At 66.1% G+C, this 22,701-nt stretch carries 21 protein-coding genes and 1 tRNA gene; 10 read left to right on the top strand and 12 right to left on the bottom strand.

Annotated features, from left to right (window positions below; all coding sequences use genetic code 11):
* The first annotated feature begins 280 nt into the window (after positions 1 to 280).
* The gene (locus tag NY08_RS01455) at positions 281 to 1,012 is read left to right on the top strand and encodes a hypothetical protein (protein WP_045194518.1); all 732 of its coding nucleotides are present in this window, start codon (positions 281 to 283) and stop codon (positions 1,010 to 1,012) included.
* Here the strand turns inward: NY08_RS01455 and NY08_RS01450 are convergent.
* Positions 979 to 1,770, bottom strand: coding sequence for a TetR/AcrR family transcriptional regulator (locus NY08_RS01450; RefSeq protein ID WP_045199511.1), 792 nt, complete (start codon positions 1,768 to 1,770; stop codon positions 979 to 981). The genes NY08_RS01455 and NY08_RS01450 overlap by 34 nt on opposite strands.
* 93 nt (positions 1,771 to 1,863) lie before the next feature.
* On the opposite strand from NY08_RS01450, the gene NY08_RS01445 reads away from it, so the two are divergent.
* From NY08_RS01445 to NY08_RS01430, 4 genes are all read left to right on the top strand, one after another.
* Positions 1,864 to 1,945: transfer RNA gene (locus tag NY08_RS01445), tRNA-Leu, on the top strand.
* Between the two features lie 65 nt (positions 1,946 to 2,010).
* The gene (locus NY08_RS01440; RefSeq protein WP_045199509.1) at positions 2,011 to 2,670 is read left to right on the top strand and encodes a maleylpyruvate isomerase family mycothiol-dependent enzyme; all 660 of its coding nucleotides are present in this window, start codon (positions 2,011 to 2,013) and stop codon (positions 2,668 to 2,670) included.
* An 89-nt stretch (positions 2,671 to 2,759) separates the two neighbouring features.
* Complete coding sequence (locus NY08_RS01435; protein ID WP_032394656.1) at positions 2,760 to 3,161, top strand: glucitol operon activator; 402 nt, start codon at positions 2,760 to 2,762, stop codon at positions 3,159 to 3,161.
* Entirely contained in the window at positions 3,158 to 3,511 is a 354-nt protein-coding gene (locus NY08_RS01430; RefSeq protein ID WP_032394657.1) for a DUF3817 domain-containing protein, read from the top strand. Before NY08_RS01435 ends, NY08_RS01430 begins: the two co-directional genes overlap by 4 nt.
* Before the next feature lie 2 nt (positions 3,512 to 3,513).
* Here the strand turns inward: NY08_RS01430 and NY08_RS01425 are convergent, their stop codons facing one another.
* The 8 genes from NY08_RS01425 to clpS form a co-directional block, all read right to left on the bottom strand.
* Complete coding sequence (locus tag NY08_RS01425) at positions 3,514 to 4,320, bottom strand: esterase/lipase family protein (protein WP_045199507.1); 807 nt, start codon at positions 4,318 to 4,320, stop codon at positions 3,514 to 3,516.
* A 9-nt stretch (positions 4,321 to 4,329) separates the two neighbouring features.
* Positions 4,330 to 4,944 (bottom strand): RdgB/HAM1 family non-canonical purine NTP pyrophosphatase, encoded by a 615-nt coding sequence (gene rdgB, locus NY08_RS01420; protein ID WP_032394659.1) that lies wholly within the window; start codon positions 4,942 to 4,944, stop codon positions 4,330 to 4,332.
* Positions 4,937 to 5,722, bottom strand: coding sequence for a ribonuclease PH (gene rph / locus NY08_RS01415; protein ID WP_045194515.1), 786 nt, complete (start codon positions 5,720 to 5,722; stop codon positions 4,937 to 4,939). The genes rdgB and rph overlap by 8 nt, the downstream gene beginning before the upstream one ends.
* 21 nt (positions 5,723 to 5,743) lie before the next feature.
* A complete protein-coding gene (locus NY08_RS01410; protein WP_176459274.1) occupies positions 5,744 to 6,502 on the bottom strand; it encodes a cyclic nucleotide-degrading phosphodiesterase in 759 nt (252 codons plus the stop codon).
* A gap of 112 nt (positions 6,503 to 6,614) precedes the next feature.
* Positions 6,615 to 7,241, bottom strand: a complete 627-nt coding sequence (locus tag NY08_RS01405) for a rhomboid family intramembrane serine protease (RefSeq protein ID WP_045199506.1) — start codon at positions 7,239 to 7,241, stop codon at positions 6,615 to 6,617.
* Between the two features lie 59 nt (positions 7,242 to 7,300).
* The gene (locus NY08_RS01400; protein WP_045194512.1) at positions 7,301 to 8,386 is read right to left on the bottom strand and encodes a P1 family peptidase; all 1,086 of its coding nucleotides are present in this window, start codon (positions 8,384 to 8,386) and stop codon (positions 7,301 to 7,303) included.
* Positions 8,387 to 8,395: 9 nt separating this feature from the next.
* Positions 8,396 to 8,965, bottom strand: a complete 570-nt coding sequence (gene aosR / locus NY08_RS01395; RefSeq protein ID WP_032394662.1) for an oxidative stress transcriptional regulator AosR — start codon at positions 8,963 to 8,965, stop codon at positions 8,396 to 8,398.
* Between the two features lie 41 nt (positions 8,966 to 9,006).
* Positions 9,007 to 9,366, bottom strand: a complete 360-nt coding sequence (gene clpS / locus NY08_RS01390) for an ATP-dependent Clp protease adapter ClpS (protein ID WP_176459275.1) — start codon at positions 9,364 to 9,366, stop codon at positions 9,007 to 9,009.
* A gap of 58 nt (positions 9,367 to 9,424) precedes the next feature.
* Here clpS and NY08_RS01385 point away from each other — a divergent pair, with 58 nt between their 5' ends.
* Both NY08_RS01385 and NY08_RS01380 read left to right on the top strand, forming a co-directional pair.
* Positions 9,425 to 10,774 (top strand): nicotinate phosphoribosyltransferase, encoded by a 1,350-nt coding sequence (locus tag NY08_RS01385; RefSeq protein WP_045194510.1) that lies wholly within the window; start codon positions 9,425 to 9,427, stop codon positions 10,772 to 10,774.
* Positions 10,775 to 10,824: 50 nt separating this feature from the next.
* Positions 10,825 to 12,873, top strand: a complete 2,049-nt coding sequence (locus NY08_RS01380; RefSeq protein ID WP_032394664.1) for an ATP-dependent DNA helicase — start codon at positions 10,825 to 10,827, stop codon at positions 12,871 to 12,873.
* Between the two features lie 9 nt (positions 12,874 to 12,882).
* On the opposite strand, the gene glgP is transcribed toward NY08_RS01380, so the two are convergent.
* Positions 12,883 to 15,405, bottom strand: a complete 2,523-nt coding sequence (gene glgP / locus NY08_RS01375; protein WP_032394665.1) for an alpha-glucan family phosphorylase — start codon at positions 15,403 to 15,405, stop codon at positions 12,883 to 12,885.
* A 205-nt stretch (positions 15,406 to 15,610) separates the two neighbouring features.
* On the opposite strand from glgP, the gene NY08_RS01370 reads away from it, so the two are divergent.
* The 3 genes from NY08_RS01370 to NY08_RS01360 are packed head-to-tail and all read left to right on the top strand — an operon-like array spanning position 15,611 to position 21,279.
* Positions 15,611 to 17,617, top strand: coding sequence for an alpha-1,4-glucan--maltose-1-phosphate maltosyltransferase (locus NY08_RS01370; protein WP_032394666.1), 2,007 nt, complete (start codon positions 15,611 to 15,613; stop codon positions 17,615 to 17,617).
* Between the two features lie 11 nt (positions 17,618 to 17,628).
* Positions 17,629 to 19,830: a 1,4-alpha-glucan branching protein GlgB gene (gene glgB / locus NY08_RS01365; RefSeq protein ID WP_032394811.1), complete on the top strand. Its 2,202-nt coding sequence runs from the start codon at positions 17,629 to 17,631 to the stop codon at positions 19,828 to 19,830.
* Positions 19,831 to 21,279, top strand: a complete 1,449-nt coding sequence (locus NY08_RS01360; protein WP_045194508.1) for a metallopeptidase — start codon at positions 19,831 to 19,833, stop codon at positions 21,277 to 21,279.
* 9 nt (positions 21,280 to 21,288) lie between these two features.
* Here the strand turns inward: NY08_RS01360 and NY08_RS01355 are convergent, their stop codons facing one another.
* Together NY08_RS01355 and NY08_RS01350 are read right to left on the bottom strand one after the other, a co-directional pair.
* On the bottom strand, positions 21,289 to 22,176 hold the full coding sequence (locus NY08_RS01355) for a tetratricopeptide repeat protein (protein ID WP_045199502.1): 888 nt from the start codon (positions 22,174 to 22,176) through the stop codon (positions 21,289 to 21,291).
* Between the two features lie 114 nt (positions 22,177 to 22,290).
* Positions 22,291 to 22,662, bottom strand: coding sequence for a DUF3817 domain-containing protein (locus tag NY08_RS01350; protein WP_200893193.1), 372 nt, complete (start codon positions 22,660 to 22,662; stop codon positions 22,291 to 22,293).
* Between the last annotated feature and the right edge of the window lie 39 nt (positions 22,663 to 22,701).

The raw sequence follows: 22,701 nt of genomic DNA, 5'->3' as shown, positions 1-22,701 counted from the left end.
TCCTCAGGTTTGCTCGGACGTCCGAGTGCTACCAGCGAGTACGTCGCTCGAACCGGCTTTACTTTTTGTTTACCCGACTCGTCGGTAACCCACATCCACGCTGGCGAGAGCATCGGGCGCGACGTCAGAACATGAGGAAAGCCTCGGATTTTTCGTTATCTTTTCGTGATGTGATCTCGAGCACAGACGAGCGCCACGCGACTTTGTCGGTGCGGTCCTCTACCTTGTGCGAACGAGCCGCTCATCGCCGAGAGCGGTCGACGAACTCCGGGGGGAATTCATGTATTCATCGGTAACGGACATCTGCACCGAGGACGAACTCGATGCGATGATTCTGCACATCGAATCATATGTGCCGCAATCGCTTTCGCCGCACTGGACACCGGGATGGCGCGGCGAGAGCGAGGCTGCGTTGCTGGATGCGATCTTCTCCGCACGGGCTGCGTACGGGGGCCCGACCAGCGGGGTCCGCGCGGTGGTCCAACGATGGAGATCGCATCGCGGCGATAACCGACTCGACGACTTGACAACCCTCGCCGAACTGACCACTACTCCGGATCTACCCGTGGAGATTCTGTCCAACCGTCAACTGGTTCCGGGAAACAGTCGAACCAAGGCAGCTGCTGCAGCCGTGGCGGCACAGACGTTGATCTCGGTGGGGTTGAGCTGTTCGACCGACTTCGAGCAGCACACGAAAGAACAATTCGAGGCGTTCCGCGCGATCCCCGGTCTCGGCGAGACCACCTGGGAGTGCATGCTCGTCAATCTCGGCGTGCGTACCGACAAGGCGACCGCCCATTCGAACTCGTTCGTCGCCGACGCTCTCGAACCCCTCCACCGGAACCTCGCCGCCGGAATCGCCGAGGACCGCTCCCCCGTGATCCTTACAGCGGCAGCGAACGCACTCGGCACCGATCTCGCCTCGCTCGAGCATGCCGTCTGGCGATACCAGCACAAATCACGCAAGCCGAAGCAGCGTCACTCCGAAGCGGAACTGCGATCGGCAGCCTGACTGCGAGACACCAGTGCCTCCACGCCGTCGAGAATGCACTCCAACCCGAACCGGTAGGCGTGCACGGGGTCGCTGGCGGCGTCGTACGACGTCGCCGCGGCCGTCCCGACCCGAGACGACACCGGAAATCGTTCGCGCTCCATGACCCGTTCGAGGATCGGCGCGGTAGCCGCCCACCACTGGGCGTCGGACATGCCCGACTGTTCCTTGACACGCGCCACGCCGGCGAGGGCTCGCGCGGTTCCGGAGACGTGAGTGAGTACCAGCGTGAGAACGGAGTCGATCTCGACGTCGCTCAGGCCGATGCCGACCAGGGGACGCAACTCGGCCTCGTATTTGTCGTTGGTGTGCGGACCGAGCACGGGGCGTGCACCCTCCGCTTCGAGGAGCCACGAATGCCGTTGGTACAGAGTCCAATTGCGCTCGGCGACGAAGTGCATCGCGGGACGCCATCCGCCGGCTACGGAGGACGGCTCGTCGACGCGAGAGTAGAGACCTGCAAGCGCTCGATCGATCATCAGGTCGGCCAGGTCCTCCCGACCCGGCACATGCGTGTAGAGCGACATCGCGCCGACCCCGAGATGCTCGGCCACGTTCCGCATCGATACCGACTCGAGGCCGTTCGCATCGGCCAGTTCGATGGCGGCGTCGACGATCGCATCCACGCTCAGTCCGGTGCGACTCGGCTTGGCGTCGACTCGCCACAGCAGCCCGAGGGTCCGGGCCGGGTCGAAGGGGACGTCCTTTTTCGATGCCACTCGCCGAGTGTAGCGGGCGCCGTACGGTGTACACCTGCAACGTTCGCCCGCACCGGCGACGGTGACCGCCCAGGTTGTAGACTTCATCGGCACGCGCGAGTGGCGGAATTGGCAGACGCGCTGGATTTAGGTTCCAGTGTCTTCGGACGTGGGGGTTCAAGTCCCCCCTCGCGCACGACGGTCGTTCGACCCGGATTTTCTCGAGACTTCTGCAGGTTCCGACGTGTGAAGGCGGCTCGAATGTCCAGCAACCCCGACGACGACGCGATCTTCGCCGAGATTTCCGATGAACGACGTTCTCTCGCAACGACTCTCGAGACGCTCACTCCCGAACAATGGGACACACCCTCGCTGTGCGAGGCCTGGACGGTCCGCGACGTCGCCGCCCATCTGGTGGTGCCGCTGATCGTCCCGCTCTGGCAGTTCGGACTGGTCATGATGCGTACGCGCGGCAACTTCGACCGCGCCAATCAACTGATGACCACGCGCGTTCGTCGCGAGCACGAGGACGACTTGCCCGCCTTGCTCACCGCTCACGCAGACAAGAAATTCACCCCGCCCGGCCACGGTCCGCTCGCCCCCTTGTCCGACGTCATCGTGCACGGACTCGACGTGTGCAGGCCGCTGGGCATCGAACACCACGTCCCCGAGCGACGCATGATCACCATGCTCGACTCCCTGGTACCCGCAACCGGCGCGGCACCGTTCAAAGGCCCCGAACTTCGGCTGCAATGGCGCGCGACCGATCTCGACTGGAGCCGTGGCGAGGGCCCGGTCATCGAAGGAACGGCCGGCACCCTGGCACTGGTTCTGACCGGACGCAGCAGCGCTCTCGCCGACGTGGCCGGGCCAGGGGCCGAGCAACTCGCCCAGGCACGGGCCAACCGTCGTCGGGCATGAGTCGCATCCGAGCCGTCCATGGTGAGAATCACCGCCGGGCCGCAGCACGCGACTACCTCCAGTAGTAGTACCTCCGGTACCGTCGAAGGGTGACTTCCTCCCGCCCGAACCGTCGGCCAGCACTGATTGCGCTGGTCATCGTGTCCGCGGCGGTGTGCCTGGGACTCGGCTGGTGGCAGTGGGAACGCTTCGAGGCAGTAGGCGGCAACGGTCAGAACCTCGGATACGCGTTCCAATGGCCCCTGTTCGCAGTGTTCGTGGTCTACGCCTACCGCAAGTTCGTCCGCCTCGAGGACGAGGACTCCGACGAGGCGGCTGCAGTGCGGCCCGACGGACCCACCGAGGTGCCCCTCGACCTGCTCCCCCAGCGGCAGGCCCCGGCGGCCGACGCCAGGGACCTCGACGATCCCGAAGCCAGGCAACTGCTCGAATACAACAGCTACCTCGCGGAGCTGAACGAATCCCGCGGGACCGACAGGAGCACCACGTGAGTTCGGCACCGGACAAGACGCAGGCGTCTGCGAACAAGACCCAGAAGATCGCTTCCGCGTTGCTGCGCTATCGCGTTCTGGCCTACGCCACGGGAATCTGGCTGCTCGTTCTCGTGACCGAGATGGTCGCGAAGTACGTTTTCAAGGTCGAGAACGTGCCCAATTGGATTGCCGTCGTGCACGGTTGGGTCTACCTCGTGTACCTCGTGCTCACGGTGGATCTCGCCATCAAGGTGCGGTGGCCCGCCGCCCGCACGATCGGCACACTGCTCGCCGGGACCATCCCGTTCCTGTCCTTCTACGTCGAGCACAAGCGCACCAAGCAGGTCAAAGCCGACTTCGGCGTCTGACGTCAGCAGTCGACCGGCTGCGCGTTCTCCGGATCCAATGCGTTCTGCACCAGCCGCTGAGCCAGCGGATCGTACGAGATTCCTGTGTGCTCGACGACGTTGGCCGGGCACAGGTCCTGCAACACCACGTTCGTGTTGCCCGCGCCGCTGAGCAGTGACGCCGTGTACGGAACGACGATCTGGTCGTACCGGGTGACGATGGTGGTGTAGTCGATACCCGAGACGGTGTCGCTGCCCTCGTTCAGACGCTCGAGCACGTCGTCCTGCGTCGGCGGGCCCGCCGTCGGGTGGTTCGGTGGAGACAACGCCACGATCCGTGCCACCGTGTGGTCTCCGCCGAGGAAGCGGGCGTAGTAGCGCGGCACGGTGCCGCCCTTCGAGTGCCCCACGATCGACACCTTCTGCGCGCCCGTCGACTCCAGTACGGAATCGACGAACATCGACAGTTCCGCGGCACTCTCCGGAATGGGTTCGAGCGCACCGAACGCCCGAACCGGCCCGGTGTTGCCGTAGTCGATGGCGAACACGCAGTATCCGGCCTCGGCCAGCGTCGGCGACAGCGATGCCCAGTTGTCGTAGGAATTCTCCAGGAATCCGTGCACCAGCACCACCGGCTCGGGATGTTGCGCGCTCGGAACACACGAGAAATCGTTCGCGCCCGGAGGCGTCACGCCTGGGTGCGCGATCGAATAGGCGAGGGCCTCGGCGAAGGAGCCGGCCGCGGGTGCCGCGTCGGCCGGGGTGCCCGCCAGGCACAGTGCGGCTGCGGCGGCGAACACAACCGATGTCCGCATCGAAACGGTTCGCATCGCCACGAGCTACCGCCCCGCCAGCTCGCCGAGGCTCGGAACGAGCATGCGAAGCGCGCGACCACGATGCGAGGCGGCGTCCTTCTCCTCCGGGCTCAGCTGCGCGGCGCTGCGGCCGTCGCCCTCGGGCACGAAGATGGGGTCGTAGCCGAAGCCGTTCTCCCCCATTGGCTCTCGGCCCACTACCCCGCGCCATTCGCCCCGGACCACCGTCTCGGTGCCGCCCGGAATCACCAGGGCACACGCCGAGACGAATGCGGCTCCGCGACGCTCGTCCGGGGTGTCACTCAACTGCGCCAGAACCAGTGCAGTGTTGGCCTCGTCCTGCCCGTGCGTACCGGACCAGCGCGCCGAGAGCACCCCAGGCATCGCGTTCAGGGCATCGATCTCGATCCCGGAATCGTCTGCCACACAAGGCATTCCGGTGGCCGCCGCGCCGTCACGCGCCTTGGCGAGCGCATTCTCCTCGAAGGTCGCTCCGGTCTCGGGAGCCTCCGGGAACGGCGGCACCTCGTCCAGGCCCACCAGTTCGATTCCGGCCACTCCGGCGGCGTCGAGCACCCGCCGGAGTTCGCGCAATTTCTTCGCGTTCCGGCTCGCTACCAGAAGCTTCGAGTCAGGCACCGAACTTCTTCTTCGATTCCGCGGCTGCAGGCTCGGGCAGTTCGCCGGGATACGGCAACGCCAAGGCTTCCTTCTGCACCTCGAACAATTTCTCGATACCGACGAATGCGGAGTCGAGCAACTTGTCGAGTGTGGTGCGCGGGAACGTCGCGCCCTCCCCGGTTCCCTGGATTTCCACCAGCGTGCCGGTGTCGGTGGCGACGACGTTCATGTCGACCTCGGCGCGCGAATCTTCTTCGTAGGGCAGATCGAGGCGCACTCGGCCGTCGACGACGCCGACGCTGACCGCGGCGATCATGCACGAGATCGGCTGCGGATCGGCCAGTCGTCCCGCGGCGCGCAGATAGGTGACTGCGTCGTTGAGAGCGACGAACGCGCCGGTCACAGCCGCGGTGCGGGTACCACCGTCGGCTTGGAGGACATCGCAGTCGAGGGCGATGGTGTTCTCGCCGATCGCAGCGAGATCGATGCATGCTCGCAGTGAGCGTCCGACCAATCGAGAGATTTCCTGGGTGCGGCCGCCGACCTTGCCCTTGACGGACTCGCGGCCGTTACGGGTGTGGGTTGCAGCGGGGAGCATCGCGTATTCGGCGGTGAGCCAGCCGAGACCGGATCCCTTTCGCCAGCGCGGCACACCCTCCTCGACACTGGCCGTGCACATCACCCTGGTGTTGCCGAACTCGACCAGCACCGACCCTGCCGGGTGGCTGGTGAATCCGCGGGTGATCTTGATGGTGCGGAGCTCGTCGTCCGCCCTGCCGTCTTCTCGTCTGGACACGACTCGAAGCCTAGCGCGTCGTCAGACGGTGAAGACGTCCCCTGGCAGTACCGCGTGCACCGGTCCGCTGAACTCTGCCTTCGCCTCGGCGATGACATCCTCCCGTGAGGTCCACGGCGGAATATGCGTGAGCAGCAGCTCCCCCACCCCTGCATCTCGCGCGATTCGGCCGGCCTCAGTTCCGGACAGGTGCACTCCCTCCGGCCGCTCGGGACTGTCGGTCCAGGACGCCTCGCACAGGAACACGTCGGCTCCGTCCGCCAGTTCTCGCACCGCCTGGCACATTCCCGTGTCTCCGCTGTACGCGAACGTGCGGCCTTGCGCGGTGGTGACGCGCATGCCGTAGGACTCCGGCGGATGGAACACCTGCCGAGCCAGAATCGACAACTTTCCGAACTCCACGGTGCGGCCGTCCACCCAGCGACGCAGGTCGATGGTGTCCGACATGTCGTCGATCTGCCCACCGCACTCGGCCGAGGCGACGCCGAGCCGGAACGCCGTGTCCTTCGGTCCGTAGACGATCGCTCGTCCCTCCGGCGGAGTGGGATGGTAGCGCCGCCACACCAGCAGCCCCGGAACGTCGAGGCAGTGATCGGCATGCAGATGTGAGAGCAGAACACTCACATCTCCCGGATCGGCGTAGCGCTGCAATGCCCCGAGGATGCCGGGACCGAAGTCGAGGACGACCGGGGAGGTCTCCTCTTCTTCCAGCAAGTAGCCCGACGCGGGCGAATCGGGTCCGGACACACTGCCCGAACATCCCAGGACGGTAATTCGCATGAAAGCCATGCTGCCACGCCGAGCGCATCGCTCGAAACGTTCGGGCAGTATTCACAGCGCGAGTCGGCGAAATTCACCGCAGGCGACAGCTGTGTCCGTAGTTACCCAGCGCCTACGGAGTGGGCCGGTCGAGCGACTTCATCCGCGCCCGCTCGGCCCGCGCATCGGCGGACAACAATCGAGCGGCAACCACTCCGCCCACCGCGCCGAACAGATGTCCCTGCCACGAGACGTTCGGCTCGCTCGGAAGGATGCCCCACAGGGCGCTGCCGTACAGGACGAACACCACGACGCCGATCGCGAGTTGGCCGAGTCTGCGGGTGAAGAAGCCGCGGACGAGCAGGTAGGCGATGAAGCCGAAAATCAGAATCGACGCTCCGATAGTGTTTCCGGCTCCGGCTGTGAGCCAGGTACCGAAGCCACCGACCACCCAGATGATCCCGGTGGCCGCCAGCCCACGCGTCAGTCCGGACAGCAGCACCAGAAACCCGAGTACGACGATGGGCACGGTGTTGGCGATCAGATGCTGCCAGTCGTCGTGCAGCACGGGCGCGAACAGAATGCCCCACAACCCCTCGACCGAGCGCGGCTCGATGCCGTTGCGTTCGACTCTCGATCCGCTGGCCACATCGACGAACTCGATGACCCACAGCAGCACCGTGAATGCTCCCACCAGCATGGCGGCCTGCATCCAGACCGGCCGCCCACGCTGGGCAGGACGGTTACTGATCTCGCTCATGATCGCCTCCGAATTCGGTCCCACCACGGTACCGGGCAGAGGTGACACGCCCGAGTCCCTCAGACTCCCGAGCCACCGAACGCGGACGTGAAGATCTGGCGATACGTAGGAATGCCGGCCACCGAGGAGGCGTCGAGCAGGGCCCGGACGATGGCGCGCTCGACGACGATCGCCGCGGCCTCGGTGACCGCGGCCAGTATCGGGAGTTCCACCGAGAACGCGGCGGGTACCGAGGACTCCGGGCCGACGGGTCTGGTGCCGGTGGACACGGCGAAGATCGTGTCGCCGTCGAGTGGGGAATGTGCCGGTCGAACGGCACGCGCCAGACCGTCGTGACCGGCGACGGCAATCCTCTTGCACGACGCCGACGACAGCGCAGCATCGGTGGCGACAACACCGATCGTGGTGTTGAGCGCGGTGCCCTTGGGTTCGAGGGCGAGCGCGGCCCACAGCTGGTTCACATCGGGCTTGCGCATACCGAATGCTGAGGGTCCGAGCGTGCCGGTTCCCCACAACAGCCCCGTGCGCGGATCGAACACGGCCCCCACCGGATTGGCCACCATCAGTGCCGCCACGGTGACTCCGTCGGCAGGGCCACCCTCGATCACCGTGCTGGCGGTACCGACGCCGCCCTTGAGCACTCCGGCGCGAGCACCGACTCCTGCTCCGACCGATCCGGTCTCGAATTCGGTTGCTGCTGCGGCGGCAGCGAGGTAACCGAACTCCGCCGTCGGACGCGCCGCCCAGTCGCCTACCGGAAGATCGAAGATCACTGCGGCCGGCACGATCGGAACGACATGATCGGGACTGCCCATCGGAATGCCCTGGCCGTGCTCTTCCAGCCATCGCATGACGCCGTCCGCGGCCGCCAGCCCGTAGGCACTGCCCGCGGTCAGCAGAATCGCGTTGACGTGCTGCACGGAATGGCTCGGATCGAGCAGATCGGTCTCGCGCGTTCCCGGCCCCCCGCCGCGAACGTCGACCGCGGCCGTGGCACCTCCGAGAGCACGTACGACGGTGCAGCCGGTCGCCGAACCGGACCCCATCGTGGCGTCGTCGTCGAGGTCGTGATGATGGCCGACCAACAGACCTGTCACATCGGTCAGGCTGTCCCGTGGTCCGGGTGTCTGGAATGCAGCGGTCACGCGCGCGTCCTAGGGAATGAGGACCTGCACGAGAGAATCCTGCATCCAGGTCAGCCAGTGATACACGTCGAGATGCGGAGCTCGAGGATCACCCTCGTCGAGGACGTCGGGCGTGTCCGCGCTGATCCCCAGCGTCGTGCCGAGCGCCAGCCTCACGTCGTTGAGGCCGGTCAACCATGCGTCCGCCTGCTCCTGGGTCAGCACGATCTTGCCACCCGACTCGGGAACAGTGGCCAGGATCATCGATCCGGCAGCCAATTTCTCGTCGATGATCTCGGGCTCGTGAAGTCCTCGGAGAGCCCCGTTGAGATCGGTCGGATCCTCCTCGTCGCGGTCGGGATCGGCGCGATGGAAGTCCGGCAGCAGCCGGGCCAGCGCGGCATCCTCGGGCGGACTGTTGTGGCCGGTCCGCAGACCGGTCAGCGCTGCGAGCTCGTCGGTGGGAGCGGCGGCGGAACGGTCACGCAGCAAGCCGAGAACCGAGCCGACGAGAGACCGAAGCACGGCAGCCTCACGCGCATCGATCTCGGATTTTATCTTGACCCCGGACAACGAATTCCGTCTCGTCCACGTGCGCACTGTTGCTGATGTCCTTCACTGACGAAGAGGTGGTGAGCTGGTTACTTGTCCTGCTGCATGGTGGCCCACAGACCGGCCGCGTGCAGCCGTCGAACATCGTTCTCCATCGCGTCGCGCTCTCCGCTCGACACCACGGCCTTGCCCTCGGAGTGCACCTGCATCATCAGCTCGGTGGCCTTGGCCTTGCTGTAGCCGAAGAGCTTCTGGAACACGTAGGTCACGTAGTGCATCAGGTTGACCGGATCGTCCCAGACGATGGTGACCCAGGGGGTGTCATGCGCTTCGTCGGCCGCGACGGCCTCGGTCTGTGCCGGGACCGCTTGCGGAGACGCGGCGACGACGTCCCCTGCCGAGAAGCCGTCCACGGGCAGAAGCGATCCATCCACCGTCAACCAAGGCATGCCCAACAGGGTACGGCGTATCGGGCCAGCGTCCCACGCTCGCCCCTTCGCTCGTAGTGTGGGCGAGGTGAGCAACGATGCGACCACAGATCACGCGAATCCCGGCGACGGTGCCAGCACAGCACTGCTGACCGATCAGTACGAGTACACGATGCTGTCGGCGGCCCTGGCCAGCGGTTACGCAGATCGAATCTGCAGCTTCGAGGTGTTCGCGCGCAGGTTGCCCGGCGGTCGCCGATACGGAGTCGTCGCGGGCACCGGACGCATCCTCGATGCGATTGCACGTTTCCGCTTCGGCCAGGAGGAGTTGCGGATCGTCGCCGAATTCCTCGACGCCGAGACCGTCGAATGGCTGCGCAACTACCGCTTCACCGGCGACATCGACGGCTACCGCGAGGGTGAGCTGTACTTCCCTGGCTCCCCCGTTCTGACCGTTCGCGGAACCTTCGCCGAGTGCGTCGTCCTCGAAACGCTCGTGCTCTCCATCCTCAATCACGACAGTGCGATCGCATCCGCGGCAGCACGGATGGTGGCGTCCGCGAAGTCCCGTCCGATCATCGAGATGGGATCGCGTCGCACCCACGAGGAAGCCGCCGTCGCCGCCTCGCGCGCGGCGTACCTCGCGGGATTCACTGCAACGTCCAACCTCGAAGCCGTCCGCAGGCACGGCGTTCCAGGCGCGGGCACGTCGGCGCATGCCTTCACGTTGTTGCACACCACCGCCGACGGCCCGGACGAACGGTCTGCATTCGCGGCTCAGATCCGCGCTCTCGGAGTGGCCACCACCCTGCTCGTGGACACCTACGACATCACCCAGGGTGTCGCCAACGCCATCGAGGTCGCCGGGCCCGAACTCGGCGGTGTGCGCATCGACTCCGGCGACCTCGGCGTGCTCGCGCGCCAGGTCCGCGACCAACTGGACGCCCTGGGAGCGCCGAAGACCAGGATCGTCGTCTCGGGCGACCTCGACGAGTACGCCATCGCCGCGCTGCGGGCCGAGCCGGTCGACTCCTACGGCGTCGGAACGTCTCTGGTGACCGGTTCCGGTGCCCCGACTGCGGGCATGGTCTACAAACTGGTCACCGTCGACGGAATCCCCGTCGCCAAGCGCAGCAGTCACAAGGAATCGCGTGGCGGTACCAAAGCGGCGCTGCGCACCGCGCGGAGCACCGGCACCGCAGTCGAGGAGATCGTCCACCCGTTCGACGCTCCGCCGACCGTCGAGAGCGATCTGACGGTGGAGACGTTGACCACGCCGTTGGTCCGCGGCGGAGAACGAGTCGCCGACCTCCCCACGCTCGCCGACGGCCGTGACCTGCTGGCCCGACGCCTCGTCAGCCTCCCGTGGGAGGGTCTGAAACTGTCTCAGGGCGAACCGGCCATACCCACGCGCTTCGTCGAGGGGTGACAGCGGTGTCGGTACCGAAGCGAGTGGGCGATCGGCAGTAGTCTGCTTCGGTGCCGTCGAAGACCGAGTTGCCAACCGTTCCCGCTCTCCTGCAGGTCGCGGTGCACTCGCTCGGCGGCAAGGAGCGCAGCAATCAGCTGACGATGGCCTCGGCGGTGGCGCACTCGATCGACACCGGTGAGCATCTGGCGGTGCAGGCAGGCACCGGAACCGGCAAGTCTCTCGCCTACCTCGTTCCCAGCATCCGGCACGCTGTGGAATCGGGCAGGACCGTCATCGTCTCCACGGCCACCATCGCACTGCAACGGCAGCTGGTCGACCGCGATCTCCCGCGCCTGTCCGACGCCCTGACCGAGGCTGTCGGCCGTCGACCGAAGTTCGCAATCCTCAAGGGCCGCAACAACTATCTGTGCATGAACAAGATCCACACCGGTGCTGCGCAGGAGGCCCCGGATGCGGAACTGTTCGACCCCTTCGCCGTCTCACGCATGGGCCGCGAGGTGGTACGGCTGACCAAGTGGTCGTCCGAGACCGAGACCGGCGACCGCGACGACGTCGTGCCCGGGGTCAGCGATCAGGCCTGGCGGCAGGTCAGCGTCACCGCCCGCGAATGCCTGGGCAAGTCCCGCTGCCCCGTCGGCGAAGATTGCTTCGCCGAACGCGCCCGCACCGAGGCCGCCCAGGTCGACGTCGTGGTGACCAATCACGCGCTGCTCGCGATCGACGCGATCACCGGAATCCAGATCCTGCCCGAGCACGACGTCGTGGTCGTCGACGAGGCCCACGAACTGGTCGACCGGGTGACCGGTGTGGCCACGGAGGAGCTGTCGGCCGCAACCGTCACCGCCGCGGCTCGCCGGAGCGCCAAGTTGATCGAAGAGGAGACGGTCGATCAGCTCGAGGGTGCCGCCGAGAACTGGGCCGCGATTCTGGACGAGCTTCCGCCGAGCCGGTGGCAGTCCCTACCCGACGGCGTCGGCCCAGCACTCGCTTCGATTCGTGATGCCGCCTGGGCAGTGCGCACCGCGATCGGCCCCAACAAACAGGGCATGGCAGCGAGCGATCCCGAGGCTGCCGCAGCTCGCAGCGCGGCTCTGGTCGCGGTCGACGAGGTTCACGACAGCGCGGTTCGTGTCCTCACGGCGTTCGACGAACCAGATCCGGCCAAGCGCAAGGACGTCGTCTGGCATGCCGTCGACGACTTCCGCGGCAACGTCAAACGCACGGTCCGCATCGCGCCGCTGTCGGTGGGCGGACTGCTGCGGGCTCGCCTGTTCGCCGAGTCCACCGTGGTGCTCACCTCCGCGACCTTGACCGTCGGCGGATCGTTCGACGGGTTGGCCGTCAACTGGGGCCTGCCTGCAGAGAAGCCCTCGCGCAGTGACACCGCGATGGCGTCGGGTGTGGAACCGCCGTCCGACACCGGGTCGATCCGGTGGAATTCGCTCGACGTCGGCTCGCCGTTCGACCATGCCCGGGCAGGCATCATGTACATCGCCAAGCATCTGTCTCCGCCCGGACGCGACGGCCTCTCGAAGTCCTCTCTGGACGAGATCGAGTCGCTGGTCAGCGCCGCCGGTGGTCGCACGCTCGGACTCTTCTCGTCCATGCGGGCCGCGAAAGCCGCCGCCGAGGAGATGCGCGAGCGCCTCGACACCCCGATTCTGTGCCAGGGCGACGACTCCACCGGCGCACTGGTGCAGAAGTTCGCCGACGACGAGGCCACGTCCCTGTTCGGGACGCTGTCGCTGTGGCAGGGCGTCGACGTCCCCGGCCCATCGCTGAGCCTGGTGATCCTGGACCGCATTCCGTTCCCGCGGCCCGACGATCCGCTGTTGGTCGCCCGGCAGCAGGCCGTCGAATCCCGGGGCGGCAACGGCTTTCTCGCGGTCGCCGCCAACCACGCAGCCCTGCTCCTGGCGCAGGGCGTCGGCCGACTGCTCCGCAGCGTCGACGACAAAGGTGTTGTCGCCGTTCTCGATTCACGACTTGCCACTGCCCGCTACGGCGGCTACCTGCGCGCCTCGCTGCCGCCGTTCTGGGAGACCTCGGATCCGGAGGTAGTGCGCAAGGCGCTCACCCGGCTGGCCGGAAAGTAACGCGCCCGGCTACGGAGTCGCCACCAGACCGAGCTCGGCATCCGAGGCGAGACCGTGGTGGTGAGGTAGCACCCGCACCGTGTATCCCACTGCGCCGCTGTGCGGCAGCAGCGTCTCGCCCGCGTAGATGTGCTCACCACCCTCGGTACCCACGTGCGTCATGGCCGTCGTGCGGATGTCGGTGAGGTTCTCCTCCTCGTCGACGCGTCCCACGACCGCCTGCACCACGACGTCCGACGGGTCGAGTCCGCCGAGATCGACGTCGGCGCGCAGCGAGAGATCCGCGCCGATCACCGGGGTGTCCGGCAGACCGTCACTGTCGACCCGGGTGACTTTCACTGCGCTCCATGCCTGTTCGACGCGCCGGCGGTACGACGCGACATCCGAGGCACCGCGGTTGTTCTCGGCCGAAGCCGCGCGGGCGGACTCGGCAGCGGGGGCGTAGTAACCCAGCGTGTAGTCCTGAACCATTCTCGACGCCAGCACTTTCGGGCCCAGCTGCTCGAGGGTGTGCCGCACCATTTCGATCCAGCGACTCGGTACCCCGTCGTCACCGCGGTCGTAGAACTTGGGTAGTACCGCCTGTTCGAGCAGTTCGTACAGAGCAGCGGCTTCGAGATCGTCCCGCCGATTGTCGTCGGTGACGCCGTCCGCGGTGGGGATCGCCCAGCCGTTCTCCCCGTCGTACATCTCGTCCCACCACCCGTCGCGGATCGACAGGTTCAGGCCGCCGTTGAGCGCGGACTTCATGCCCGAGGTACCGCAGGCTTCGAGCGGTCGCAACGGATTGTTCAGCCACACGTCGCATCCCCAGTACAGGAATCGAGCCATGGACATGTCGTAGTCGGGCAGGAACACGATGCGGTGCCGTACGTCGGCCTGGTCGGCGAATCTGACGATCTGCTGGATGAGCGCCTTTCCGCCGTCGTCGGCGGGGTGCGACTTGCCTGCGACCACCAACTGGACCGGGCGAACCGGGTCGAGCAACATGGCGCGAAGTCGCTCGGGTTCGCGGAGCATCAGGGTCAGGCGCTTGTACGTCGGCACTCGTCGAGCAAATCCGACGGTGAGGACATTGGGATCGAAAACGTTTGCTGTCCAACTGATCTCGGCCTCGGTCGAGCCACGTTCGAGGGCCGAGCGCCGCACCCGACGCCGCACCTCGTCCACCAATTGCGCCCGCAGAGCGTTGCGCGTGGACCACACCTCGTCCGAGGACATCGGCCCCGACTCCGCCCATTCCCGGGCAGACCACGTCGGAGCATGAACGCCGTTGGTGACCGATCCGATCGGCACCTCGGATGCGTCGAATCCCGGCCACAGGTCGTTGAACATCTCGCGGCTGACGATGCCGTGCAACTTCGACACCCCGTTGGCACGTTGCCCCAGACGCAGTCCCATGTGCGCCATGTTGAACACCGAGGCGTCGGCTTCGCCGCCGAGGGCGAGAATTCGATCCATCGGCAACCCCGGCAGCAGCGCCGAGTCCGCGCCGCCGTCCGCACTTGCGAAGTAGTGCCGCACCAGATCGGCCGGAAACCGGTCGATTCCGGCGGGGACCGGGGTGTGGGTGGTGAAGACGGTACCCGCTCGAACCGCCGCCAGCGCCGCATCGAAGTCCAGTGTTCCCGAGGTGACGAGTTCGCGTATGCGTTCGACGCCGAGGAATCCGGCGTGGCCCTCGTTCATGTGGAAGACCTCGGGATCGGGCAGTCCGTGCGCACGGGTGTAGGCCCGGATCGCCCTGACTCCGCCGATACCGGCGAGTATCTCCTGCTTGATGCGGTGATCCTGGTCGCCGCCGTACAACCGGTCGGTGACCCCGCGCAGCTCCGGGTCGTTGTCGGCGATATCGGAATCGAGCAGCAGCAGCGGGACGCGTCCGACCTGGGCGATCCACACCCGCGCTCGCAGCACCCGAGATCCGGGCATCGAGACGTGGATCAGCACCGGAGAGTCGCCGTCGTCGGTGAGCAACCGCAGTGGCAGACCGTGCGGGTCGAGGGACGGATAGCGTTCGGCCTGCCAGCCGTCGGCCGTCAGCGACTGACGGAAGTAGCCCGAGCGGTAGAGCAGCCCGACACCGATCAACGGCAGTCCCAGGTCCGAGGCAGCCTTGAGGTGGTCGCCGGCGAGGATTCCGAGCCCGCCGGAGTAGTTCGGCAGGACCTCGGTGACACCGAACTCCATCGAGAAGTACCCGATGCCCGACGGCAGAGCACGCCCCTCGGCCAGCTCGTTCTGGTACCAGAGCGGTCGGGCGAGGTAGTCGTGCAGATCGGCCTCGGCGGCGTCCAACTCGGCCAGGAAGTGCTCGTCGGCCGCGAGTTCCTCGAGACGCGCAGGTGCGACGGCTCCCAGTACGGCCACCGGATCGCGCTCGAGCTCGGTCCACAACAGTGGATCGATGTGCTCGAACAGATCCTGCGTCGACGGGTGCCACGACCACCTGAGGTTTGTCGAGAGCTCGGCGAGGGCATTCAGGCGGGCGGGAAGGTGGGCTCGGACGGTGAATCGACGCAAAGCTTTCACAGGGTCGAACCCTACCCACGCACACCTGTGTCGATGGGCGGCTTGGACGAAATCCGAGATGTAGTGCCCACCGCGGGCAGTATGCGTCGGCGCACGCGCCATCTGCATTGCTGCACTACGGTTGACGAGTAGAAGCACACCAATATCGGTTCGATCAGAGGTTGCGCCCGCGCAGCCATACCTCTAGCGAAGAATGGAGTGTGAAGTGACAGGTCGACTTGGTATCGACAATGTCCTTCCAGATACGACGACCGGGAAGTACCCCGCGAAAGCGGTGGTGGGCGAGACGTTTCCAGTCTCCGCCGACGTCTGGCGCGAGGGTCACGATGCGGTGGCCGCGACACTGTCGGTGCGCGGGCCTGGAGGCAAACTCGAACGCATCCCGATGACACCGGGCCGCGAACCCGACACGTTCGACGCGGTGTTCGTCCCCTCTCGGCCGGGTTACTGGATCTGCCGCATCGAAGCGTGGAGCGATCCGATCAGCACCTGGCGTCACGCCGTCGAAGCCAAGCTCGGAGTGGGCCAGAGTGCCCACGAACTCGCCAACGACCTCGAGATCGGGGCCCGGTTGTTCCTGCGGGCCGCCACCGGAGTTCCGGCCGAGAGCAGGCAGATGCTGGCCGATGTCGCCGCCGCGCTGCGCGATACCGACCGCCCGCTGCCGGCTCGCGTGTCCTCGGCGTTCGCGCCGGCGGTCGCCGAACTGCTGTTCGCGCATCCGCTGCGCGAATTGGTGACTCGATCTCGTGCGGTCAACGTGTGGGTCGATCGCAATCTCGCGCTCAACGGTGCGTGGTACGAGTTCTTCCCCCGGTCGACCGGTGGGTGGAACGAGGACGGTTCGCCTCGGCACGGCACGTTCGCGACGTCGATCGAGCAGTTGCCCCGCATCGAGCGGATGGGATTCGACATCGTCTACCTGCCGCCCATCCACCCGATCGGCACCATCAACCGCAAGGGCCCGAACAACACGTTGACGCCCGGCCCCGAGGACGTCGGGTCGCCGTGGGCCATCGGCTCGAAGGACGGCGGGCACGACGCCATCCATCCCGAACTGGGCACCGAGGACGACTTCCGCGCGTTCGTCGCCGCCGCGCAGGAACACAACCTCGAAGTGGCGCTCGATCTCGCTCTCCAGGCTGCTCCCGATCATCCCTGGGCTGCAACACATTCCGAGTGGTTCACCGTCCTTCCGGACGGCACCATCGCCTACGCCGAGAACCCTCCGAAGAAGTACCAGGACATCTACCCGGTCAACTTCGACAACGACCGACGCGGCATCTACGAAGAGGTGCTCCGCGTCGTCCGATACTGGATTTCGCTGGGCGTCAAGGTCTTCCGAGTCGACAATCCACACACCAAGCCGCCGGACTTCTGGGAATGGCTGATCGCCGAGGTGAAGAAGACCGACCCGGACGTACTGTTCCTCGCCGAGGCGTTCACCCGCCCGGTGCGTATGTACGGGTTGGCGCAGCGCGGTTTCACGCAGTCGTACACCTACTTCACGTGGCGTACCGCGAAATGGGAACTCACCGAGTTCGCCGAGGAACACGCTCGACGCGCCGACGACGCGCGGCCGAACCTGTTCGTCAACACCCCGGACATCCTGCACGAGAGCCTGCAGCACGGCGGGCCCGGAATGTTCGCTCTCCGAGCAGCTCTCGCGGCGACGATGGCTCCCACCTGGGGCGTCTACTCGGGCTACGAGCTGTTCGAGCACCAAGCCGTGCGAGAGGGCAGCGAGGAGTACCTGGACTCGGAGAAGTACCAGCTGCGTCCGCGCGACTTCGAGGGTGCACTCGCCCGCGGCGAGTCGCTCGAGCCCTGGATCACCACGCTGAACGCGATCAGGCGTGCGCATCCGGCGCTGCAGCAGCTCCGCAACATCCACTTCCACACCATCGACAACGAGGCGCTGATCGGATACTCCAAGTTCGACCCGCAGACCGGTGACTCGATCCTGGTGGTGATCAACCTCAATCCCTTCGGAGCCGAGGAAGGCACGATCCACCTGGACATGCCCGCCCTCGGTCACGACTGGCAGGACACCCTCACGATCAAGGACGAAGTGAGCGGCGTTCACTACGACTGGGGCCACACCAATTTCGTTCGGCTCGAGCCCTGGACGTCGGTGGCGCACATCTTCACGCTCCCCCACATCCCGTACCCGGCACGAATCGAACTGGCCTACCGCGGCAACCGAAAGTGAAGGGATTCAACGTGACCGAGAATCCGACGACGCCCGAAGACACCGTCGCAGCCCCGCCCGACAACGATCTCGAACTCATCGCTGCAGGGCGGCACTACAACCCGCATTCCGTCCTCGGTGCCCACCCGGTGCCGGGCGGAACCGCGATCCGGGCCCTCAAGCCCGACGCCGAGAAGGTCGTCGCCCGCATCGGTGGCGTCGACCACGAGCTGACCCACGTCGCGCACGGAGTCTTCTCTGCCCTTCTCCCGTTCGAGGACCTGATCGACTACCGCCTCGTGGTGACGTGGCCCGGTGGACACGTCTCCGAATCCGCCGACGGATACCGCTTCCTGCCCACTCTCGGCGAACTCGATCTGCACCTGTTCGGTGAGGGCAGACACGAGCGTCTGTGGGACATTCTGGGCGCGCACCAACAGTCGTACGCGACACCCGACGGCCCCGTCACCGGCACGTCGTTCGCGGTCTGGGCACCCGCAGCCCAGGGCGTCACGCTGGTCGGCGATTTCGACGGCTGGACCGGCCGCACATGGCCGATGCGCGTACTGGGCTCGACCGGAGTGTGGGAGATCTTCGCGCCCGACATCGCGCCGGGCGCGCTGTACAAGTTCCGCGTCCACGGCTCCGACGGCTCGGTGAAGGACAAGGCCGACCCGATGGCCTTCGCCACAGAGGTTCCACCGTCGACGGCCTCGGTGGTGACTGCATCCTCGTACACCTGGAACGACGAGTCCTGGCTCGATACGAGGGCCGGCATCGAGCCGACGCAGGCACCGATGAGCGTCTACGAGATCCACCTGGCGTCCTGGCGGCCGGGACTGGGGTACCGCGAACTCGCCGAGCAGTTGGCCGAATACGTCACCGAAACCGGCTTCACCCACGTGGAGCTGCTCCCGGTCGCCGAGCACCCGTTCGGCGGGTCCTGGGGATACCAGGTGACCTCGTACTACGCACCGACCTCTCGCTTCGGCAGCCCCGACGATTTCCGCTACTTCGTCGACCACCTCCACAGTGCCGGAATCGGTGTCATCGTCGACTGGGTTCCCGCCCACTTCCCCAAGGACGAATGGGCCCTGGCTCGGTTCGACGGCGGCCCGCTCTACGAGCACGGTGACCCGCAGCGCGGCGAGCAACTCGACTGGGGCACTTTGGTCTTCGACTTCGGGCGGCGCGAGGTGCGCAACTTCCTGGTCGCGAACGCGCTGTACTGGATCGACGAGTTCCACATCGACGGACTGCGCGTCGACGCCGTGGCGTCGATGCTGTACCTGGACTACTCCCGTCCCGAGGGCGGCTGGTCGCCGAACATCTACGGCGGCCGCGAGAACCTCGAGGCCGTGACCTTCCTGCAGGAGATGAACGCGACGGTGCACAAGAAGCACCGCGGTGTCGTCACGGTGGCAGAGGAGTCGACCGCATGGCCCGGCGTCACCCGCCCGACGAACGTCGGCGGACTCGGGTTCAACATGAAGTGGAACATGGGCTGGATGCACGACACCCTTGGCTTCCTCGGGCGTGACCCCATCCATCGCAGCTACCACCACCACGAGATCACCTTCTCCCTGGTCTATGCGTGGAGTGAGAACTACCTGCTCCCCATCAGCCACGACGAGGTGGTACACGGCAAGGGCACTCTGTGGACTCGGATGCCCGGAGACGACTACGCCAAGGCAGCAGGGCTGCGCGGAATGCTCGCCTACATGTGGGCGCACCCCGGTAAGCAACTGCTGTTCATGGGACAGGAGTTCGGGCAGACCCGTGAGTGGTCCGAGGAACGCGGTCTCGACTGGTATCAGATCGACGAGGAACCTCTGCACAACGGCGTGAAAACCCTTGTGTCCGATCTGAACTCGACGTACAAGACCCATCCGGCGCTGTGGACACTCGACACCTCGCCGAGTGGATACTCGTGGATCGATGCCAACGACACCGAGAACAACGTGCTGAGCTTTCTGCGGTACGGATCCGACGGTTCGGTCATCGCGTGTATTTTCAACTTCTCCGGAAACGAGCACGGCAGCTATCGTGTGGGACTACCGGAACCCGGCCGCTGGATCGAGATTCTCAACACCGATGCAACGGAGTACGGGGGCTCCGGCGTGGGCAACCTGGGTGAAGTGACGGCTACATCGCACTCGTGGCACGGTCGACCGGCGTCAGGCCAGGTCGCCCTTCCTGCCAACGGGGCGATCTGGATAAAACTGGAGCGATAGATGAGTGGCGGCCGCACACCCCGACTTCTGGCCGCGGCCGCCACTGCAGGGCTGCTCCTGCTGACCTCGTGCGCACAGACCGTCAGCGGAAACGCGGTATCGATCTACGAGAACCCGTTCACCGTCGCCGGACTTCCGGTCACGAACGGGCCGAGCGGGCCCCGTCCCGGTGTCCCCGATTCGACGATCACCGTGGAGAACGCCGAGGGCACCGACTCGGACATTCTCGGCACGAACGCGATCGACGACATCCAGCAGTTCTGGGCCGAGCAGTACCCCGACTTGTTCAAGGGCTCGTTCACCCCGGTCTCGAAGGTCGTCTCGTGGGACGCGTCCGAGGACGAGGGATCGGGCATCAGATTCTGCGGAGACCGCACCGGCGGTATTCCCAACGCCGCCTACTGCACTCGCGACGACTCGATCGGGTGGGATCGCACCATTCTGCTCCCGGCTCTCGTCGACGCGTTCGGACCGATGTCGGTGGTGATGGTGATCGCCCACGAATACGGCCACGCCATTCAGCATCAATCGGGCCTCGTCGGCGACGACACTCCGACCATCGTTGCCGAGCAACAGGCCGACTGCTTCGCCGGCGCGTTCATCCGCCACGTCGCCGAAGACGATGCACCGCACTTCACCATCAACACCTCGGACGGACTCAACGGAGTTCTCGCCGCGACAGTCGCCGTGCGCGATGTCGACCCCAACGATCCGGAATCGGTACACGGCTCTGCCTTCGAGCGCGTCACCGCAGTGCAGCTCGGCTTCACCGACGGCGCGGCAATCTGCACCGGTATCGACGAGGCCGAGATCGATTCGCGTCGAGCATCGTTGCCGCAGAAGTTCAGCGACCCGGACGACTCCGGTGAGCTACCGGTCACCGAGGACACCCTCGGAGCCTTCACTCGGTCCTTCGAAGCGGTGCTGCCCGTCGCCGTTCCACCGAACATCGACTATTCCGGTTCGGATACCGGGTGCTCCGACGCCGAGCCCACCGCGCCGGTGTCCTACTGCCCGGCGACCAACACCATCGGTGTCGACGTCGAGGACCTGGCCGAAGTCGGACAGCCCGAGACACCCCGACGCGGAGATATCCTGCCGCTCAACGTTTCCGGCGACTACAGCGCCTACGTGCTGTTCGCCTCGCGCTACACGCTCGCGGTGCAGAGGGAAGCAGGCCAGTCGCTCGACGATCCGCAGGCCGCCCTGCGATCGGCCTGTCTGTCCGGAGTGATCACCTCGGCGATGAGCCTCGAGAGCGGAACGACGGACCTCGAAGTCTGGCTCTCCCCCGGCGATCTCGACGAGGCCGTGTCCGGACTGCTCAGTGACGGCCTCGCCGCCAGCGACGTCAACGGTACGACCCTGCCGTCCGGCTTCTCCCGAGTCGATGCCTTCCGTTCGGGAGTTCTCGGCGGCAAGGAACGGTGCGACGCACGCTACAGCTGAGTACCGCTGTCAGTACAGGGCCGACGCAAGCTTGCGTCGCGCAGAAACCACCAGCGGATCGGCCGAATCGAACAACTCGAACAGCTCGAGCAGACGGGTGCGCAGCGCAGTTCGGTCGTCGCCGGCGCTGATCTTGATACCGTCGATCAACCGCGCAAAAGCCTGCTCCGGTTGTTGACCGGCCATCTCGGCGTCTGCGGCATCGATCCGAGCCTGAACGTTTCCGGCGTCGGCGTCGGCGAGTGCAATCGCGTCCGGTGCCAGATTCTGCACACGCGCAAGGAATTTGACCTGACGCAGTGCGGCGACGGCCTCGGTGTTCTTCGGTTCGGCGTCGATGATCGCCTGGTAGGCAGCTTCTGCCTTCACGAAATCACCCTCGTCGATGGCCTCTTCGGCTGCGACGATCCGCGGATCCTCGATCTCGGGTTCCGGCTCGGCAGCCGCGACTCCGGGCGGACCACTGAGCTTGCCGGCCGTGGCCTGCTCCACTGCCTGCAGCCACTGACGCAACTGCTCGTCCGACTGGGTGCCCTGGAAGTCGGCCAGAGGCTGGCCCGCTGCCACGGCAACGACCGTCGGAATGGCCTGAACGCCGAATGCCTGCGCGATCTGCGGGCTGGAGTCCACGTCGACCCGCGCGAGCACCCACGTTCCCGCGGCCTCGACGGCCAGCTGTCCGAGCTGACGCGTCAACGCCTGGGACTGCGGCGAACGAGCAGACCCCAGGTCGACGATCACCGGAACCTGCGTGGACCGTTGCAGAACTTCGGCCTCGAACGTAGCCGCGGTCACGTCCACGATCGGTGCCAGTCCTCCCGCGTCGCCTGCGGATTCGGCCGCGGGTGCAGGTGCCGGACGGTCCTTGAGAACGGACAGGTCGACGGCACCGGCAATGGATGCGGGAACAACAGCTGACGGGCGGACGGGAGGACGGGAACCGGGTCGAGTCACGCCCTACAGTTTGTCACTAACGCGATGCGTCATCCACTGGCGGGCGGTGCAGGTCGGTCAGGACAGAACCTTGGCATCGGCTGCGGGCCTGCCGGTGCTCAACTCGGCGAGACGGCCGGTGCGCGCGGCCCAGATCTCGAAGATCACGGTGCCGAACGGGGGGAACGCCGCGACGAGCGCCAGCAGGGTCGCCTTGATGTCCCATTTGAGCTTGACCGCCGTCAACACGGCGACGACCAGATACACGACGAACACGCCGCCGTGGATGGGCCCGAAGATCTTCACGCCGATTTCGTTGCCATCGGCAGGGATGTACTTGAACGCCATTCCGATCAGCAGACCCAGCCAGGTGAACGCTTCGAGCACAGCGACGAAGCGGAAGCGTTTGGCTGTACTGCTCAGGTCGAAGAAGTTGGTCATACCCGCTATTGTGCCCGGTTTGCTACGACGGAACGTAGTGGCTCTGGT

This window comes from Rhodococcus sp. B7740 (assembly GCF_000954115.1).
Taxonomy (GTDB): domain Bacteria; phylum Actinomycetota; class Actinomycetes; order Mycobacteriales; family Mycobacteriaceae; genus Rhodococcoides.
The sequence above is the reverse complement of the archived record's forward strand: the minus strand, read 5'-3'. Positions and strand labels throughout refer to the sequence as shown.

Excerpts from the sequence above, each read along its gene's own strand:
- NY08_RS01405 (WP_045199506.1), bottom strand. The coding sequence starts at position 7,241 with ATGAGCGAGATCAGTAACCGTCCTGCCCAGCGTGGGCGGCCGGTCTGG.
- clpS (WP_176459275.1), bottom strand. The coding sequence starts at position 9,366 with ATGCCTTGGTTGACGGTGGATGGATCGCTTCTGCCCGTGGACGGCTTC.
- NY08_RS01440 (WP_045199509.1), top strand. The coding sequence starts at position 2,011 with ATGTCCAGCAACCCCGACGACGACGCGATCTTCGCCGAGATTTCCGAT.
- NY08_RS01455 (WP_045194518.1), top strand. The coding sequence starts at position 281 with ATGTATTCATCGGTAACGGACATCTGCACCGAGGACGAACTCGATGCG.
- NY08_RS01360 (WP_045194508.1), top strand. The coding sequence starts at position 19,831 with ATGAGTGGCGGCCGCACACCCCGACTTCTGGCCGCGGCCGCCACTGCA.
- NY08_RS01425 (WP_045199507.1), bottom strand. The coding sequence starts at position 4,320 with ATGCGAACCGTTTCGATGCGGACATCGGTTGTGTTCGCCGCCGCAGCC.
- NY08_RS01410 (WP_176459274.1), bottom strand. The coding sequence starts at position 6,502 with ATGCGAATTACCGTCCTGGGATGTTCGGGCAGTGTGTCCGGACCCGAT.